The sequence below is a fragment of the Pseudomonas sp. 14P_5.3_Bac1 genome (assembly GCF_025466135.1).
GTDB lineage: Bacteria > Pseudomonadota > Gammaproteobacteria > Pseudomonadales > Pseudomonadaceae > Aquipseudomonas.
On the sequence record NZ_JANLOF010000017.1, the window covers coordinates 50,824 to 68,455 of the forward strand.

The following is a 17,632-nucleotide window of genomic DNA, read 5'->3' on the forward strand; positions in this document are numbered from 1 at the left end:
AGAGTCAGATGCTCTCAAGTCTCACGGATGAAGAATCAGATTGCCTATGCCGTATTTTATGTAGTTTGTTGGAGGTCGGTATCAGTGATAGGGAGCAGGACACCGACGCTGAGTTTCACTTGGCCTTGTCTGAGCTTGATGAATTTGTGCTTTCACTTCGCGGTAATTCATACGCCGAGGTGGACAAGGTTCTAAATGCAATTTTTTCAATCCCGGAAATTGAACAGATATTTTATACGGAGGCGAAACCATTGATTGTTGGAGGGTCGGGAATCGATTGTGCAAACTCCCTGGGTAAACTTCACAGCAGAGCTGAGCATTTATTGGAGTTCATTAACGATTATTCAAATGCAGATTTTTATTACATGACGCACTGGTATTGAAAACCAAAATTCAAACAACCCGCTTCGGCGGGTTTTTTTATTCCTGCAAAGCGGGCTAAACATACCTAAGGGGTGCATCAACGTGGCAGAAGAAAACGAAATCGACCTGGAAAACCCGGCAATTAAGGCCGCTATCGCGACTGCCGTTGAAGCATCCGTTTCCGGTTTGAAAACCAAGAACTCGGAACTGCTGGGCAAGCTGAAGGAACCTCCGGCAAGCTGACCCAGTTCGAAACCCAGTTTGAAGGCATCGATATCGACGCCGTCAAAGGCCTGCTCAGTCGCGCCGGGCAGGACGAAGAAACCAAGCTGCTGACCGAGGGCAAGGTGGACGAGGTATTCAACCGCCGCACCGAGCGCCTGCGTAGCGACTACGACAAGCAGTTGAAGACCATCAGCGAGCGCGCCGAGAAGGCCGAATCCTTTGCTGCCAAGTTCCAGGGCAAGGTTCTGGGTGACTCGGTACGCGGTGCGGCACTGAAGGCCGGCGCTCTGCCGGAAGCAACAGACGACATCATTCTGCGCGCCAAAGGCGTGTTCACCCTTAACGAAGATGGCGATGCAGTCGCCGTTGATGAATCCGGTCAGGTCATCCTCGGTAAAGACGGCAAAACCCCTTTGACTCCGCTCGAATGGGCGGAATCTCTGCGCGAAAGCGCACCTCATCTGTGGCCAAGGGCTTCAGGGACATTTGCCCCGGGCGGGGGTGGCGGCAAGGCTGCATTCAAGCGCTCCGAAATGACCTCCGAGCAGAAGCGCGACTTCCAGCGCAAGCACGGCCAAACCGCATATCTCGCATTGCCCAAGTAAGGGGATTGACCCATGGCTACAACCGTTAACAGCGACCTGATCATCTACAACGATGAGGCGCAAACCGCATACCTGGAGCGTGTCCAGGACAACCTGGACGTGTTCAACGCATCGTCCAACGGCGCGATGGTGCTGGACAACGAGCTGATCGAAGGCGACTTCCGCAAGCGCGCGCTTTACAAGCTGAACGGCTCTCTGGAGCATCGCGACGTCAACTCCGACGGCAAGGTAACTGCTAAGAAGATCAGCGCCGGCGAAGCTGTCGGCGTCAAAGCTCCCTGGAAGTACGGCCCGTACCAGACCACCGAAGAGGCGTTCAAGCGCCGCGGTCGTCCGGTCGAGGAGTTCTCCCAGATCGTCGGTGCCGACGTTGCTGATGCGACCCTGGAAGGCTTCATCCAGTACGCAACTGCTGGCCTGCGTGCGGCCATCGGCTCCAACGCTGACATGGTGGTCTCGGCTAACATCGAAACCGATGGGAAGAAGACGCTGACTCGCGGTATGCGCAAGTTCGGCGACAAGTTCGGCCGTATTGCTCTGTGGGTCATGCACTCCAGCGCCTACTTCGACATCGTCGACGAAGCCATCACCAACAAGATCTATGAAGAAGCTGGCGTCGTAATCTACGGCGGTCTGCCGGGCACCCTGGGTAAGCCGGTACTGGTAACCGATACCGCGCCGTCGGACGTGATTTTCGGCCTGCTGCCAAACGCCGTGACCATTACCGAGTCGCAGGCGCCGGGCTTCCGTTCCTACGAAGTGAACGACGAAGAAAACCTGAGCATCGGCTACCGGGCTGAAGGCACCGTGAACATCGATGTGCTGGGTTACAGCTGGAAAGCCACCACTGGCGGCTCCAACCCGACCCTGGCTGCCGTTGGCTCCGCTGCCAACTGGGTCAAACATGCGGGCAGCAACAAGGTTACCGCCGGCGTGATGATCACGCTGACCCCAACGCCTTCTGTTACTGGCGGTTAAGCCTCAAACTCAACGCGCGGTCAGCAATGGCCGCCTTGGAGAAACACATGGAACTGACTTACAGCAACCAGCTGAGCGGCTTCGACCCGGAGAAGCGTTACCGCAATCCGGAACACTTCGATAAGCCCGAAGCGGGTGTGACCAGCGTGCTGGTGATTGGCGATTGGCCGAGCGTGGTCAATGCGTACGAAGCAGCCGGCATCGATGTGTCGGTGAAGGAAGCCAAGCGGGCGCAGATTGTTGGTGCGGGCAACCAAGCCGGAATGGAAAAGGTTATCGCGGCTTTGCGTGCTGAGCATGGATCGATCCAGATCCTTGTTGACGGCCTGGAAGCTGGCGAAATCCATCGTCCAGAGTCTGGCGACCTAGCGTTGCGCTTGTTTGACGTGCTGGGCAACATCCATGCTTCGGTAGGTGAGCTGACCACTGAGCGTAACGGCTTGGCCTTGACTGTCGATGCACTTCGCGGAGAGGTTGAAGCGCTGAAGAAGTCTACCCTCGCACCGCTGGCTGACGAGGCCGGTGAAATCGCGGCGCTGAAAGCAAAGCTCGATGATGCCAAGGTCCAGTATCGGGCCAACGCTTCGAAAGAATCCCTGGAAAAGCTCGTAGCTGAGCTGCCCAAGGAGTAATACTGCTGGCTGTCGGTGACCCGGCGGCCAATCTTCAAACCATTGCAGCGAGTTGACGCATGACACTCATCATCGAGGACGGCACCGGCAAGCCTGACGCCGAAAGCTACGCGAGCGCCGAGGACCTGGCCCTGTATGCCGTGAAATTCGGCACGGTCATCCCCGCAGGTGTTCCCGAGCAGGACGCGTTGCTTCGCCGCGCCGCCTTGGCGATGGATGGCATGAAGTGGAAAGGGCGTAAGACGAACAGCGAGCAGGCCTTGTCCTGGCCGCGCCGGGAGGTGCTGCTGGATCAGGAGATCAAGCCAGACAACTACCTTCCCGCGCGAATCCAGTACGGGCAGATGGCCCTGGCCGCCGAGATCCATCAGGACGACATCGACCCGGTGGAGAAGCGCAAAGGTGCAGTGCTGCTGGATCGTGTTGAGGGAGCGGTGACGCGGCAGTATGCGGCGATCCCGTCCACCAGCAACCGGCTTTTGCCGGCGGCACCGGATCGGCCAAGCGCCACTCAGTTTGCGGATTATTTGCAGAAGCGTGGCCTGTTCGCTGTTCGTGCATAATTGTAATACGGGGGAATGCGCAGGCTGATGCGCGAGGAAGCTACACGGGTTTGCCGGTGAAATTCCGGTGCTCCTGCAGGGTTTGCGACCAGCGTTGCCGGTTCGAGTCCGGACGGAGCCTTGTATGCCGGGATCAGCTCCGGCGTCCCGCACCCATTCAAAGGCCCAGCCATAGCGCTGGGCTTTTCACATCTGGAGCCGCCATGGCCTTCTACGACGAAATGGCCGTGATGGCTCTGGAGATGATCACAGAGTTCGGCCAGTCCGTGACCATCAGCAAGCCGGAGCCGGGCGAGTACGACCCGGACATCGGCGGCGAAGCGCCAGGCGCCACTGTCGAGCAAATCGCCCAAGGTATCCTGCTCGACTTCACCGGCCAAGAATTCCAAAACAACAGTCTCATCCGGCAAGGCGACAAGAAACTCAAGATCGCCGCGCAGGGATTGGCCTGGGTGCCCGGCCTACTCGACAAAGTGGTCGTCCAGGGCCGCACGTGGTCAATCGTGCCCCCAATGAAAGAGATCAACCCCGCCGGCACGCCGATCCTGTATGAGCTGCAGGTGCGCTCGTGAGCCGAGCAGGCGCTGGCCAATCCGGCAGTTTCGCCCTGAGCCTGGCAGAGTTCGCCGCCCAGACGGGTGAAGCCATCGATGCCAGCGTGCGTGAAATCATCATCGAGGTCGGCAGCAGCCTGATTCGAATGTCCCCCGTGGGTAACCCGGAGATCTGGGCGCAGAACGCAGCGGCCACCCAGTACAACAAGGCTGTCGACGATCACAACAGCGCGCTGCGCAACGACCCGGACAATCTCACGAAGGGCGGTAGGCTCAAGAAGGGCCGAAAGCTCAACGACGGCATGGACATCAAGGCGCCAGAGGGCTACGTCGGCGGCAGGTTCCGTGCGAACTGGCACATATCGCTCGGCGTGGTCGAGAACGTCACCTTTGACGAGGTAGACCCGAGCGGCGCCGAAACCACTGCGGCGCTGGTTGCTGCGATGAGCGACTTCACCGCCGGCCAGATGGCCTACATCATCAACAACTTGCCCTACGCGATTCCGCTGGAGTTCGGCCATTCCACCCAGGCCCCCGGCGGAATGGTCCGGGTAACCGTGGCTCGCTTTCAGCAGATCGTGCTGGAGGCCATCAGGAACAACCAGGTATGAAGTTCGAAGACGTGCCGGTTCGCCCGGTGATGCGCTATACGCTTTGCGAGTGCGGCGGAAGGCTGCTGCAAGTCGAATACGCCCCGGTACTGCTGTCGTTTCCTGCGCAGTACCTTCACCAGTGTGCCCTCTGCGGCCGACAGAAGAGCTTGCGCGGAGTATCGCCTACGCTTGTGTACGAGGTGGCCTGATGTCGCATGCAATCATCGCTTCGATCTACGAGGCAAAGCTGATTGCCTGGAACAATGCCAGGCCGGAAAAGCTGGGGATCGTCTTCGAAAACAAGAGCTACAAGCCTGCGGTCGACGAAACCTACCTGCGGGCGTTCACGATTCCGGGCGATACCGCGAGCAACACGCTCGGCGGCGATCACCGGCTGTTCACCGGAGTGTTCCAGGTGAGCATCATCGCGCCGGCGGGCACTGGGAAGACCAAGACGAACCCTATTGCGTTCGAGCTGGTCGGCTTGTTCCCGCTATACGCCAGGGACACGAAGGGCTCGGTCACCGTGGTGACCATGTCGCCAGTCGACCCGGGCCCTGGCATCAGCGGTGATTCCACCTACACCGTTCCAGTCTCGTTCTTGTACCGAGCCGACACCAATTGAGCGGCTCGCGCTAGAATCGCTCCACGTAAATGGGTAGGTAGGGGCGTCACCATGGATGAAGATACAAAAGCGCGATTACAGTGGCTGGATGAGTCGGCAGATGATCACGCCTGGAACAACCGCGACGAGATTATTGCCAGCGACAGGTGCATCTGCACTGCGTGCGGGGAATGGTCTACGCCGAGTCAAATTACGAAGTGGTATCTGGAAAAGCATGCCTGTTGTCCTTCCTGCGGCCTTACCGGCGTCGTCATTGGTTCCAAATCTGGGCTGCCTCTTGAGGCTTATCAAGACTGCCGTAATCCTGAATAACGTAACCGCCAAATAATTCGCCCATTGGGCAATCCCAAGAACCCGCCATTGAGCGGGTTTTTTCACATCTGCAAAGAGGAAATACCCATGGGCTACAAAATTCCGGACGGCGGCACCTTCCAGCACGGTGCAACCTATGGCCCGGACATCCCGTTTTCGGCACTGAGCAACGCGGCTGAGGCCGTGGCCACTGTGACTGGCGGCACGCTGTCGGCTGGCGACATCGTGATCGTCACATCCGGCTGGACTCGCCTGGGTAATCGGGTTGTGCGTGTGAAAGCTGCCACTGCCACCGCCATCACCCTCGACGGCATCGACACCACCGACGTGCAGGTCTACCCGGCCGGCTCCGGCATCGGCTCGCTGAAGAAGGTGCTGACCTGGGTGCAGATTCCGCAAATCACTGACGTGGCTTTCGCCGGCGGCACCCAGAACTATCTGGACGTGGTGTTCCTGGAAGATAAGCAAGGCCGCCAGATGCCAACCGACAAAGCGGCGGCCAGTTTGGCGCTGACCATTGCGGATGACCCGGGCCAGGCGTTCAACGCCATCCTTCGCGCCGCTGATGCCAGCCAGACCATTCAGGCTGCGCGCCTGAACCTGCCAGGCAACGACACTCTGTTCTACGGCGCCTTCACCTCGTTCTCCAACCAGCCGACCGTGTCCCGCAGCAACTTGCTGACCCGGACTGTGAACCTGGCGCTGCAGGGCGAACCGACCCGCTACCTGACAGCGGTGGCGTAACCCATGGCAAAGATCAGAATCGCCCAAAACCCGACGTTCAAGGCCTTCGTGTCGATCCCTATCGTTGGGGGTGAGCCCGAGAAAATCGAGTTCACCTTCAAGTATCGTGATCGCCCGGGGCTTGCCGCTTTGTTTGATGAGTGGAACCTGAAGCGCGATGAAGCTCGGACCTCCCTGGGCGAAAGCCCAACGCTTTCCGAAATCGTTGTTGCTGACACTGAGCAGCAGTCGCAGCAGATCAAGGACCTCGTGGTTGGCTGGGGCTTCGACGACAAGTTCGACGACAAGAGCATTCGTGCGCTGGTGACGTCCTGCCAGGGCGCTGCTGAGGCGGTCGTGAATGCGTACCAGAGCGCATTCAGTCAGGCCCGCTTGGGAAACTGACGGACGCCGCCCGCGCACTCTATGCGCCGGCGGCACCTGCTGAGTTGATGGGCCTGTTCGGGCTCACCCCGGGTGACCTTGAAGAGGTGACCGAGGTCTGGCCCTGCAACTGGCCGGCGTTCTTCCTGTTCAACCGGATGTCGACTCAGTGGCGGGCGGGCGCCGGCGGCGCGATCGGCCTCGATTACAACTGCATCCGCGACGTGGCCGGGTTCCTCGGAATCAAGAAAAAGAAACTCGCTGAAATCTTCCCTGACCTTCAGGTGCTGGAAGGCGAAGCCCTGCGCGTCATGGCGGAGGAAAGGGAAAACAGCCCGTGAGCACGGGCACTTATTCAAGGTGAGTCGATGAACATTGCAGAGCTCGGCGTCAAGATCGACTCGGCCGATGCAATCCAGGCGAAAACCAGCCTGGATGAGATGGCGAAGGCCGGCGGCCGGGCCGAGCAATCCGCCGTCAGCCTGATGAATGAAATGCAGGCGCTGGAGAAATCACTTTCCACCAGTGCCAAGACTACGCAGGACCTGGCAAAGCAGCGTGATGCGCTCACCAAGCTGACCAAGACCGGCGCCTATGGCGAGGCCGAGGCGGCGAAGCTCTCGGCGCAGCTCGATAAGCAGCAAATCGCCTTGGCCAAGTCAGCGATGGACGAACAGAAGGCCCTGAACAGCCTGCTGGGTGCCATCGACCCGGCCCGGGCCGCATTTGTAAAGCTGGATACCCAGGTTGAGCAGCTGGGTAAGCACCTGGATGCGGGTCGTATCAACCAAGAGCAATACAACCAGGCCCTGAAGAAGATCGATGGCAAGTATGCCGAGATCGACAAGACGAGTTCGGCGTTTGCCGGCCTCGGCCTGAACACCAAAGCCGCCAGGCAGAACGTGGTTCAGCTAGGAAACGCTCTGGCTGAAGGCAACATCCGCGTTGCAGCGCACAACGTTCTGGAGCTGGGGACCAATGCCGGCGCTTCGGCCGTTCGGATCGCAGCCATGGCCGCGCCTATTGGGCTTGCTGTAGCAGCGATCGGCGCGCTGGCTTATGGATTTGTTCAGGGCAGAGCCGAAACCGACAAATACAACAAGTCTCTGATCCTCACCGGCAACTATGCAGGCGTCAGTGCCGGGCAGCTCGGCGATATGGCGCGCCAGGTCAGCGCTACTGTCGGATCTACGGGGCAAGCAGCCTCTGTCTTGGCCCTGCTGGCTGACAATGGGAAGATCGCAGGTGCGAGCTTTACCGAGATCACTCAGGCCGCCGTGTCGATGCAGGAAGCGACCGGCAAGGCCGTGAGCGAGACGGTTGCCGAGTTTTCCAAGCTGGCTGACGATCCGGTCAAGGCGTCCGCCGCGCTAAACGAGCAGTACCACTACCTGACTGCCTCGGTTTACTCGCAAATCGTGGCCCTTGAGAAACAAGGCGATCACGCCGGCGCCGTAAAGCTCGCGACCGATGCCTACGCTGATGCGATCAATGAGCGCACTCCGAAGATTCTGGCAAACCTCAGTCTTTGGGAAAAGGCCTACAACGCCGTGGCGCGCGCCGCCGACGGGATCAAGAATATTGGCCGTCGCGACATCAACGCGGATATTGAAAGTGCGAAGGCGGACCTGCTTGAAGCGCAAAACATGGACGGTTTGTTCCAAAACAAAAAGTCCAAAGACGCGCTGATTGAGTTTCGGCAAAACCGCCTAAACATGCTGGAAGATGAGAAGGCGGCCCAAGCCGATATCGCCAAGTGGGAGGGTGACCAAGCTAAGGCCCAAGGCGAAGCCGTATCGTCGATGGCTAAAATCGATGCTTTGACTAAATCGTCATGGACGAATGAGCAGAAGCGCGCCGATGCGCTCAAGGACTACAAAAAGCAACTCGACGATATCCGCAAGGTAGCGCCGAACGATCCTCGCCTGGCTCAGGCAACGGTTGACAAAAACATCGCCAATATCAACGACAAGTTCAAAGACCCAAAGGCCGCCGGTTCACAGGTCGACTTAACCAATTTCAACAACACCAAGAACGACTTGGCGGCGATCACCGACACCTACAAAAATTACCAGAAGGAACTGGAAGCGGCTCAAAAGGCTGGCTTGCTTTCCGAGGAAGACTATCTGCTGCGGCGCCAGGCGTTGATCGGCAATCAGCTCGACCAAACCAAGGCGGCCTACGAGGCAGAGATTGCAGCGCTTGAGGCCGCCAAAGGCAAGAAGACCACGTCGGCCGCGCAGACCATCCAGCTCGACCAGAAGATCGCTGACGCGCGAGCGGGAATGGTCAAGGCGCAGAAGGACGCTGATAGCCAGCTTGAAGTGTTGGCGACCAACGAGACCGGGCGCCTGGCGAAGCAAGAGCGCGCGATCAGCACCTACGTGCAGGCACTGGGGCAGCAACAGAGAGCCCTGGAGCTTGCCGGGCAGCGCGCCGTGATTGGCGTAGGCCAGGGTGACCGCCAGAACGCACTCAGCGGCGAACTGAACAACCAACAGGATCGATTTGCTCAGCAGTCGCTCGAGCTTGCCAACCAGAAGTCTGACCCGTCGCGGAACATGTCAGAGGAGGAGTTCAAGCGTAAGTCGCAGGCGCTCGCCGACGCGAACAAGGCTGCCACTGACCAGATTCGGCAAAACTACGCGGATGTGGAAAATGCGCAGGGTGATTGGACCAAAGGTGCAACAGCGGCGTGGGACAACTACTTGGATTCGGCTCGCAACGTCGCCGGGCAGACAAAAAGCCTGTTCGGCAATGCCTTTAGCTCCATGGAAGACGCCGTCGTCAACTTCGCCATGACTGGGAAGCTTTCCTTTGCGGACTTCACAAAGTCGATTTTGGCGGATATGGCGCGTATCGCGACCCGTCAGGCGAGCTCGGCATTGCTTGGCAGTTTGGTTGGCGCAGCGGCGAGCTACTTCGGTGGAAGCTCCGCCGGTGGCAATGGGCTGGCTGCTGGATCAGCTGGTGCCGCGTCTTCAAACCTTGGCGCCTCGGCTGGCGGCTATTCCGGCACCTACTTCCCGCAAGCTTTGGGCGGCGCCTGGTCGGGCGGTGTGCAGATGTTCGCCGACGGCGGCGCCTTCACCAATTCAATCGTCAGTAAGCCCACGGCGTTCGGTATGGCCAACGGCAAAACCGGTGTCATGGGGGAGGCTGGAGCAGAGGCGATCATGCCACTGACTCGCACATCCAGCGGCAAGCTTGGTGTTATGGCGATGGGCGGCGGCGGGGCGGGTGCAACGCAGATCAACGTCGCGGTGCATATCGACGGAGACGGCAACGCATCATCCTCCGCCGACGCGCCTGGCTACGACCTGTTCGGCAAGGAGCTGGCGGCTTTTGTGGAGCAGAAGTACCAGCAGATGCGCAACAAGGACATGGGCCAGGGCGGCGTCATCAACAAAGCAATCAAGGGGCGCTGATGGCAATCGAACGATTTACATGGGCAACGGAGAAGGGCGCGGAAGGGGAGATTACCCAGCGCGTCCGGACCAAAAAGTTCGGCGATGGCTATGAGCAGTCGGTCGAGGACGGACTGAACAATCAGTCGGAATCCTGGCCGGTGACGTTTACCGGTATGGCCGCGCGAATCCTGGAGATCAGGAAGTTCCTCGACAAGCACAAAGGGGCAAAGGCGTTTCTCTGGACGCCACCACTCGGCGTGCTCGGGCTCTACAAGTGCAACGGCTACAAGCCTGTTCACCGTGGCGGCCAGGTCTACGCCATCACCGCCACCTTCCAGCAAACCTTTCACCCCTGAGATAACGGCCCATGGCACTGATCACGGACATCCAGAAACTGGAGCCCGGCGGCGAAATCCGCCTATTCGAAATTGACGGGACCGAGTACGGCGCCGATTACCTGCGCTTTCACGGTCACGCCATCCCGCACACACCGGACGAACTATTGGCATACGAGGGATCGGAAGCCGATCTGCCGGCAAAGTCGATTTGGTGGCAGGGTGCCGAGTACGCGGCCTGGCCGGTGCAGATAGAAGGCATTGGCTCAAGTAGCGACGGCACGGCCACCCGGCCGACATTCGCCGCTGGCAACGTCAACGGTCGCGTGACGGCGCTGTGCCTGGCCTTCGAGGACATGCTGAAATTCAAGTTGACGGTCCGCGAGACCCTGGCCAAGTACCTGGACGCAGCCAACTTCCCCGAAGGCAACCCTACTGCTGATCCGACACAGGAAGCGCTGGAGATCTGGTACATCGACCAGAAAACCAGCGAGGACGGAGAGGCTGTGGTCTGGGAGCTTTCGTCCCCGGGCGAGATCGACAACCACGGACTGCCCGGCCGGCAGATGACGACGTTCTGCCACTGGGCCATGACCAATGGTTACCGTGGGCCTGACTGTGGCTACACCGGCGGGGCCATGTTCGACGACGAGGACAACCTCACGGATGACCCAGCCAAGGACCAGTGCAAGGGTTGCTTGTCTTCCTGCAAGAAGCGCTTCGGCGAAAACAACGAACTCTCCTTCGGCGGTTTCCCCGCTGTGTCCCTTATTGCCAGGAGCTGACCATGCGCAAGCACATTATTGCGGGGATCAAGGCGCATGCGGCGGCGGAGTATCCGCGCGAGTGCTGTGGCCTGCTGCTGGCCATCGGTCGTAAGCAGAAATATTTCCCGTGCCGAAACATCGCCACGGAGCCAAGCGAAGAGTTCCGGCTCGACCCCGAGGACTATGTCGCGGCGGAAGATCTGGGCGAAGTGATCGGCATTGTTCACTCCCACCCGGACGCAACCAGCAGGCCGTCACCGCATGACTTGGCGATGTGCGAGGCCACGGCCCTGCCCTGGCACATTTTGTCGTGGCCTGAGGGCGACCTGCGCACGATCACCCCGACGGGCAACACGCCGCTGCTCAAGCGGCCGTTTGTGCACGGCGCTTGGGACTGTTGGCAGGTCTGCGCCGATTGGTACCAGCGCGAATGGAGAATTGAGTTCGAAGCTTTCCAGCGCATCGATGGCTGGTGGGAGAGTGCGGAGCACGCCAGTTTGTACGAGCATCACTACGAGGACGCCGGATTCGTCCGTGTCGCCCGGCCACAACGTGGAGACCTGATCGTCATGCACGTTGGGCGGACGGTTCACCCCAACCATGCAGGGATCTACCTGGGCACTGATCCAGCTCTACCTGGTGAAGAGTCGGGTACGTTCGGCATCGGTCCATTCCTACTACACCATCTTTACGGAAGGCCATCTGAGATCATTGTCTTTGGCGGACCTTGGTATGACCGAACCAGCTTGATTCTCCGGCACAAAGACGCCATGAGCCAATTGAAATAATTTTATTTAGCGCCAGAGTCGCTGAATTCTGCAGCTTCTGGATGTTGCAGCATCGTCGCTCAACTACACTGTGCACAGCAAAACCGTTTTCCCCTCGGATGTCCTCAATTTTCGCCAGAAGATGCCGATAGGACTGGTGTGATCACAGAGGCGACTTCCTATGTTCAACGCTAACCTTAAGAAACAGCTTCAATTTCAAAATAATGAGCTGTTGGAGCTGCGCCAGCTGCGCGATGGCCTTAACCGTGAAATGTTAACTTTGAGTATCGACTCAACGTTTAGAATTACGGCATGTAACGACAATTTTGGAAAAGCACTGGGCTATGCTCCGGATAGTCTTTTAGGTCGCGCAATGGCAGAGATTGTGCCGCAGTACGTATCCAAGCTAGAGTGCTTTCATAACTTCCGATCCGCGGTTGCCGCAGGCAAATCGATCACCGACGATTATAGGTACCTTCATGCTGATGGCTCATTAGTCTGGATTCATGCACATTGGCAGCCAATCAAAGATGAGAGTGGCCAGTTGAGTCATGTTACTTGCTACGCTACTAACATTACTTCTCGAGTAGAAAAAGCTTCGGAAAATGCGTCATTCATTGAGGCGCTACTACGTTCTACAGCGGTGATCGAGTTCGATCTCTCTGGAAATGTACTGATGGCAAATGATCAATTTTTACAAGCTATGGGCTACAGCCTAAAACAAGCAAAAGGGAGCCATCACCGAGTTTTCTGTAAACCAGAGCAAGTTTCATCCCAAGAATACAATGATTTCTGGTCAGCGTTGAATAAAGGTGAGTTTGTTGCCGGCCGATTCGAGCGTTTAGACAGCCGCGGCCAAACGGTGTGGCTGGAAGCAACCTACAACCCGGTTTACGACACCGAAGGTAAACTTTGTAAAGTAGTAAAGTTCGCGACTGTGGTGACGGATCAGGTGGCCCGTGAGCAAGAAGTCAGCGGGGCAGCCCAAACAGCGTTTGAGATATCCCAGCAAACTGATATCAGCGCACAGCGAGGAGCTGTTGTCGTAAACGACACTATGCACACAATGCGTAAAATCGCCGCTGACATGCAGGCAGCCTCTGGGGGAGTAGAAGCGCTGGGCAAACAGTCATTGTTGATCAGCTCGATTATTCAGACGATTAGCAGCATCGCTCAGCAAACCAATCTTCTGGCTTTAAACGCTGCGATTGAAGCCGCTCGCGCAGGTGAGCAGGGTCGAGGCTTTGCCGTTGTTGCTGACGAGGTTCGACAATTGGCTGGGCGAACCAGCACGGCGACAGAAGAAATCGCATCGGTAGTTTTACAGAATCAGAAGCTGGTAGATGAGACCGTCACTGAAATGGCAAATAGCAAATCACAAGCGGAACAGGGCCTTGAGCTCGCCACCCAGGCAGGTCAGGTCATTGTCGAAATTCAGGATGGTGCGAAGCGAGTGGTCGACGCGGTGGGCAGGTTTGCGACCCAGGTTGCTTAGCGAACGAGGTAGTCCGGTAAGGCTGCCATTTTGAGGGCTAGGTTCATTCGTTGGAGAGTAACTTTAAAACGGCCCAGAGGCGTAGCTTCTGAGACAACGCACTATTTGTTGGTGAGTTACTGGATTGCCAGTAAGAGACTGGCGGTACTTAAACTAGCGCGTATTGCAGCGCATCAAATTGATCAAGGCTCGCTTCGGCGGGCTTTTTTATCGCCTGGAGAAAAGCAAATGGCGGCACTTGCCGTTAATTATCAGCCTATGACCACGATCCTGCTCTACGGACAGCTTCGTCAGTTTGGTAAGTCCTTTCGGATGGCCGTAAGGACGCCGGCAGAAGCAGTTAAGGCCCTGTGCGTGCAAATTCCAGGGTTCGAGCGATTCTTGTCCAACGCCAAGTCCCGTGGGATCGAGTTCGCCGTATTTCGCGGCAAGACAAACCTAGCTGAGAAGGAACTTGAGTTCTCGGGGGAGGGTGATATTCGCATTGCCCCGGTGATAACCGGCAGTAAGCGCGGCGGAGCGCTGCAAACCATTGTCGGCGCAGTACTGATCGTTGTCGGGCTGGTCATCACCGGCGGAACCTTTGGCGCGGGTGCACCGTTTGGCTCAGCCTTGATCATGATGGGCGGCTCGATGCTGCTGGGCGGCGTTATCCAAATGCTCAGCCCCCAGGCCGGCGGCCTCAAGACCAGTGCGGCGCCGGAGAATACTCCCGGCTACGCCTTCGGTAGCGCCAAGAACACCACGGCATCCGGTAACCCGGTACCGCTCTGCATTGGCGAGCGCCGCTGGGGCGGCGCAATTATCAGTGCCGCGATTTACGCCGAAGATCAGATGTAAAGACCACCCGCAGCTCCAATGCCGGCCATGAGCCGGTTTTTTATTGTCCGGAGGAAAGCATGGGCGCAGCACGCAAGATTGATATCCACGGCGCCAAGGGCGGCGAAGAGAAGCCAAAAACGCCAACGGAAGCCCCGGACAGTCTGCGCTCGGTCGCTATTGCCAAGATGCTGATCGCTGTAGGGGAGGGCGAGTTCGAAGGAACACCAACCGCCAAGGACATCTACCTCGACAACACCCCACTGCAAGACCCTCAGGGGAACATGAACTTCCCGAACGTGAAGTGGGAATGGCGTACTGGCGCGGTCGACCAGACCTATATCCAGGGTATTCCGTCCGTCGAGAACGAGACCACCATCAGCACGGAGCTGCGTAGCGGCACGCCGTGGGTTCGGGCGATTAGCAACACTCAGCTTTCCGCTGTGCGCGTTCGATTCGCATGGCCAGCACTGCAATCCGTCGATGCGGACAACAACATCAACGGCTACCGCATTGAGTACAAGGTCGAGCTGGCCACCGATGGCGGCGCTTACAAGCAGGTGCTGAGTGAGGCTGTCGACGGCAAGACCACCAGCACCTATGAGCGCACTCGTCGCATTGATTTGCCCAAGGCAACTACCGGTTGGCTGATGCGCATCACCCGTCTGACTATCAACCAGAACAACAACAAAATCTCGGACACGATGCAGATCGCCGGCTTCACTGAGGTGATCGACGCGAAAATTCGCTACCCGAATACCGCGCTTCTCTACATCGAGTTCTCGGCAGAGCAGTTCCGCAGCATCCCGGCGGTGACCGTGGGCTGCAAGGCTCGAAAATGGTCAGTACCGAGCAACTATGACCCCGCATCGCGCACATACAGCGGCGTGTGGGACGGCACCTTCAAGGAGGCCTACACCAACAATCCGACCTGGGCGACGCTCGGCATCACCACGAACGACCGCTTCGGCCTGGGCCGCCGCATCAAGCCATGGATGGTCGACAAGTGGGAGCTGTATCGGATCTCGCAGTACTGCGACCAGTTGGTGCCGGACGGGAAGGGTGGCCAGGAGCCGCGCTTCATCTGCAACTTGAATCTGCAGAGCAAGGCTGATGCCTGGTCGCTGCTGCGCGATATCTCGGCGATCTACCGTGGGATGACCTACTGGGCCCAGGGCCAGGTATTCACCCTTTCGGATATGCCGCGCGCCACGGACTTCGACTTCGCTTACACCCGCGCAAACGTGATCGATGGCAAGTTCACCTACTCCAGCGCGTCGGAGCGCACCCGCTATACCCGCGCGCTGGTCAGCTACGACAACCCGCTCAACAACTACGACACCGACGTCACGGCGGTGACCGACCAGAAGCTGCAGCGGCGTTACGGCGACAATCCGCTCGAGATCAGCGCAATCGGCTGCACCCGCGAATCCGAGGCTCAGCGCCGCGGGAAGTGGGCTCTGTTGACCAACTCCAAGGACCGGGCCGTTACCTTCAAGGTCGGCCTCGACGGGCGCATTCCGTTGCCAGGCTACGTGATCCCGATCGCAGACGAACTGCTCGCTGGCCGGCCAGTGGGCGGGCGCATCTCTGCGGTGAGCGGCAAGGTCATCACCCTGGACCGCGACACCCAGGCCAAGCCCGGCGACCGGCTTATCCTCAACCTGCCCGACGGCAAGTGCGAGGGGCGCACCGTGCAACTGGTGAGTGGCCGGAAAGTCACGGTGACCGTGGCTTATTCCGTGACGCCCGAAGCTGAACTGGTGTGGGCGCTGGATGCCGACGACTTGGCGATCCCGCTGTATCGGGTCGTGAGCGTGGCCCGGCCAGAGCCTGGCGTGTTCGAGATCTCGGCCGTGCAGTACGACCCGAGCAAGTTTGCGCACATCGACACCGGCGCGCGCCTGGAAGAGCGTCCTATCAGCGTTATCCCAATCACCGTGGTTCCGGCGCCGTCCGGCGTCATCCTGACATCGAGCTACGCCGTAAATCAGGGCATCGCGATCAGCACCATGAACATTTCGTGGCCAGCCGTCACCGGCGCCGTCGCGTACGACGTGGAGTGGCGTAAGGACAGCGGCAACTGGATCAAGGTGCAGCGCACTGGTTCGACCAGTGTCGACATCACTGGCATCTACTCAGGCGCCTACCTGGCCCGCGTGCGCTCGGTGAGCGCCTTTGAAATCTCCTCAGTCTGGAAGAGCTCTAACCTCACCAACCTTCAAGGCAAAACCGGCCTGCCGCCGGCGGTGTCGTTCCTGCGCACCACCAGCGAGCTGTTCGGCATCAGCATCAAGTGGGGTTTCCCAGCAGGTGCAGAGGACACCCAGCGCACCGAGCTGTGGTATGGCCCGGCGAACAACCTGGCGGCGGCTACCAAGCTGGCCGACCTGGCGTACCCGCAGGCCGACTATCGCATGCAGCAGTTGCTGGCGGGCGCTACGCTGTTCTTCTGGGCGCGCCTGGTGGACCGCACCGGCAACATCGGTCCGTTCTACCCGGTGGTGAATGGTGTGCTGGGCCAGGCCAGTTCGGACGCTGGGCCGATCCTTGAACAGATCAAGGGCCAGATCAACGAAACGTCGCTTGGGAAGACGCTCAACGACCGTATCAACCTTGTCGACGGCAATGGCCCGGGTTCGGTGAACAGCCGCATCAACACGGCCAAGAAGGAGCTGGAAGGCCTGATTGACCAGATCGTCGACGCCCTTGACTACGTTCCCAGCAAGGCCTACGCCTTGAACGACATTGTGCGAATGGGTCAGCACCTGTACCAGGCAAACGGCCCGGTACCGGCAAACAACCCGCCGCCGAACGCAACCTACTGGACCGACATCGGCACGGTAACGCAGACGGTAAACGCCCTGGTGACGCAGGTTCAGCAGAACTCGGCGACGATCAATCAGCATGGCCAGGACATCAGCGCCCAGGCGTCACAGTTGAATGCGGTGAGGACGACAGTCAACGATCCAGTCACCGGCGTGGTTGCCACAGCGTCGGGCTTGAGCACGCTAAAGACCTCAGTTACCACGCTGGACGGCAAGGTCAAAACCACCGCTGAACGCGTAGATGGCATCTACGTACAGGTCAATCCACCGCTGCAGGGCGACGATAGCGCGCTGATGGGGTCGGAGGCTGCCTACATTGGAGTTTGGTCCACTCAATCAGCATTGATCGAGGGGGATCTTGTCCAGGGGCAGAAAACCGAAGCCGTCGAGGTGAAGGTGGCGGCGACCGCCGCGGCAGTCGCCGCCGAGCAAACGGCAAGGATCAGCGGCGAGGGCGCGCTCGCGTCCAGCATCGAGACGCTGAAGACCTCGGTGGGTGGCAACACCCTGGCCATCCAGACCAACGCCACGGCCATTCAAACCGTCGACGGCAAGGTCACGGCAAATTGGACTGTGCGGTTGCAGTACGAAGCTGCCACCGGCCTCTACAAGTACGCGGGTATCGGGCTTGGGTTGGAGAACGGGCCGGGCGGT

At 58.9% G+C, this 17,632-nt stretch carries 18 protein-coding genes and 3 pseudogenes; all 21 read left to right on the forward strand.

Annotated elements, in window-relative coordinates:
- The first annotated feature begins 8 nt into the window (after nt 1-8).
- On the forward strand, nt 9-383 hold the full coding sequence (locus NTD89_RS04285; RefSeq protein WP_106578027.1) for a hypothetical protein: 375 nt from the start codon (nt 9-11) through the stop codon (nt 381-383).
- A gap of 82 nt (nt 384-465) precedes the next feature.
- Nucleotides 466-1,193, forward strand: a pseudogene (locus NTD89_RS04290) (hypothetical protein).
- Nucleotides 1,194-1,205: 12 nt separating this feature from the next.
- Nucleotides 1,206-2,171, forward strand: a complete 966-nt coding sequence (locus NTD89_RS04295) for a major capsid protein (protein ID WP_106578029.1) — start codon at nt 1,206-1,208, stop codon at nt 2,169-2,171.
- A gap of 47 nt (nt 2,172-2,218) precedes the next feature.
- A complete protein-coding gene (locus NTD89_RS04300) occupies nt 2,219-2,803 on the forward strand; it encodes a hypothetical protein (RefSeq protein WP_214246972.1) in 585 nt (194 codons plus the stop codon).
- Nucleotides 2,804-2,862: 59 nt separating this feature from the next.
- Complete coding sequence (locus tag NTD89_RS04305) at nt 2,863-3,366, forward strand: DnaT-like ssDNA-binding protein (RefSeq protein WP_106578031.1); 504 nt, start codon at nt 2,863-2,865, stop codon at nt 3,364-3,366.
- A 203-nt stretch (nt 3,367-3,569) separates the two neighbouring features.
- Nucleotides 3,570-3,938 carry a hypothetical protein gene (locus NTD89_RS04310; protein WP_106578032.1) on the forward strand — a complete coding sequence of 123 codons (369 nt, stop codon included), beginning with the start codon at nt 3,570-3,572 and terminating at the stop codon, nt 3,936-3,938.
- Nucleotides 3,935-4,531: a hypothetical protein gene (locus tag NTD89_RS04315; RefSeq protein WP_262206560.1), complete on the forward strand. Its 597-nt coding sequence runs from the start codon at nt 3,935-3,937 to the stop codon at nt 4,529-4,531. Before NTD89_RS04310 ends, NTD89_RS04315 begins: the two co-directional genes overlap by 4 nt.
- Nucleotides 4,528-4,722, forward strand: coding sequence for a hypothetical protein (locus NTD89_RS04320; protein WP_106578034.1), 195 nt, complete (start codon nt 4,528-4,530; stop codon nt 4,720-4,722). The genes NTD89_RS04315 and NTD89_RS04320 overlap by 4 nt, the downstream gene beginning before the upstream one ends.
- Nucleotides 4,722-5,138, forward strand: a complete 417-nt coding sequence (locus tag NTD89_RS04325; RefSeq protein WP_106578035.1) for a phage tail terminator-like protein — start codon at nt 4,722-4,724, stop codon at nt 5,136-5,138. The genes NTD89_RS04320 and NTD89_RS04325 overlap by 1 nt, the downstream gene beginning before the upstream one ends.
- A 51-nt stretch (nt 5,139-5,189) precedes the next feature.
- Nucleotides 5,190-5,450 carry a hypothetical protein gene (locus tag NTD89_RS04330; RefSeq protein ID WP_080673241.1) on the forward strand — a complete coding sequence of 87 codons (261 nt, stop codon included), beginning with the start codon at nt 5,190-5,192 and terminating at the stop codon, nt 5,448-5,450.
- Between the two features lie 87 nt (nt 5,451-5,537).
- On the forward strand, nt 5,538-6,194 hold the full coding sequence (locus tag NTD89_RS04335) for a phage tail protein (protein WP_119739727.1): 657 nt from the start codon (nt 5,538-5,540) through the stop codon (nt 6,192-6,194).
- A 3-nt stretch (nt 6,195-6,197) separates the two neighbouring features.
- Complete coding sequence (locus NTD89_RS04340) at nt 6,198-6,578, forward strand: phage tail assembly chaperone (protein WP_262206561.1); 381 nt, start codon at nt 6,198-6,200, stop codon at nt 6,576-6,578.
- A 47-nt stretch (nt 6,579-6,625) separates the two neighbouring features.
- Nucleotides 6,626-6,898, forward strand: coding sequence for a DUF1799 domain-containing protein (locus NTD89_RS04345; protein ID WP_106578038.1), 273 nt, complete (start codon nt 6,626-6,628; stop codon nt 6,896-6,898).
- Between the two features lie 27 nt (nt 6,899-6,925).
- On the forward strand, nt 6,926-9,985 hold the full coding sequence (locus tag NTD89_RS04350) for a phage tail tape measure protein (RefSeq protein WP_106578039.1): 3,060 nt from the start codon (nt 6,926-6,928) through the stop codon (nt 9,983-9,985).
- Nucleotides 9,985-10,323 carry a phage tail protein gene (locus tag NTD89_RS04355; RefSeq protein WP_106578040.1) on the forward strand — a complete coding sequence of 113 codons (339 nt, stop codon included), beginning with the start codon at nt 9,985-9,987 and terminating at the stop codon, nt 10,321-10,323. The genes NTD89_RS04350 and NTD89_RS04355 overlap by 1 nt, the downstream gene beginning before the upstream one ends.
- 11 nt (nt 10,324-10,334) lie before the next feature.
- Nucleotides 10,335-11,087 carry a phage minor tail protein L gene (locus tag NTD89_RS04360; protein ID WP_214246969.1) on the forward strand — a complete coding sequence of 251 codons (753 nt, stop codon included), beginning with the start codon at nt 10,335-10,337 and terminating at the stop codon, nt 11,085-11,087.
- A 2-nt stretch (nt 11,088-11,089) separates the two neighbouring features.
- On the forward strand, nt 11,090-11,857 hold the full coding sequence (locus tag NTD89_RS04365) for a C40 family peptidase (RefSeq protein ID WP_106578042.1): 768 nt from the start codon (nt 11,090-11,092) through the stop codon (nt 11,855-11,857).
- Nucleotides 11,858-12,107: 250 nt separating this feature from the next.
- Nucleotides 12,108-12,794 (forward strand): annotated as a pseudogene (locus tag NTD89_RS29460) (PAS domain-containing protein); the annotation flags it as partial.
- Nucleotides 12,795-12,896: 102 nt separating this feature from the next.
- Nucleotides 12,897-13,331, forward strand: a pseudogene (locus NTD89_RS29465) (methyl-accepting chemotaxis protein); the annotation flags it as partial.
- A gap of 228 nt (nt 13,332-13,559) precedes the next feature.
- Entirely contained in the window at nt 13,560-14,171 is a 612-nt protein-coding gene (locus NTD89_RS04380) for a tail assembly protein (RefSeq protein WP_214246967.1), read from the forward strand.
- 59 nt (nt 14,172-14,230) lie between these two features.
- Nucleotides 14,231-17,632, forward strand: a 3,402-nt coding sequence (locus NTD89_RS04385; RefSeq protein ID WP_262206562.1) for a phage tail protein, incomplete at its 3' end; no start/stop codon positions are given.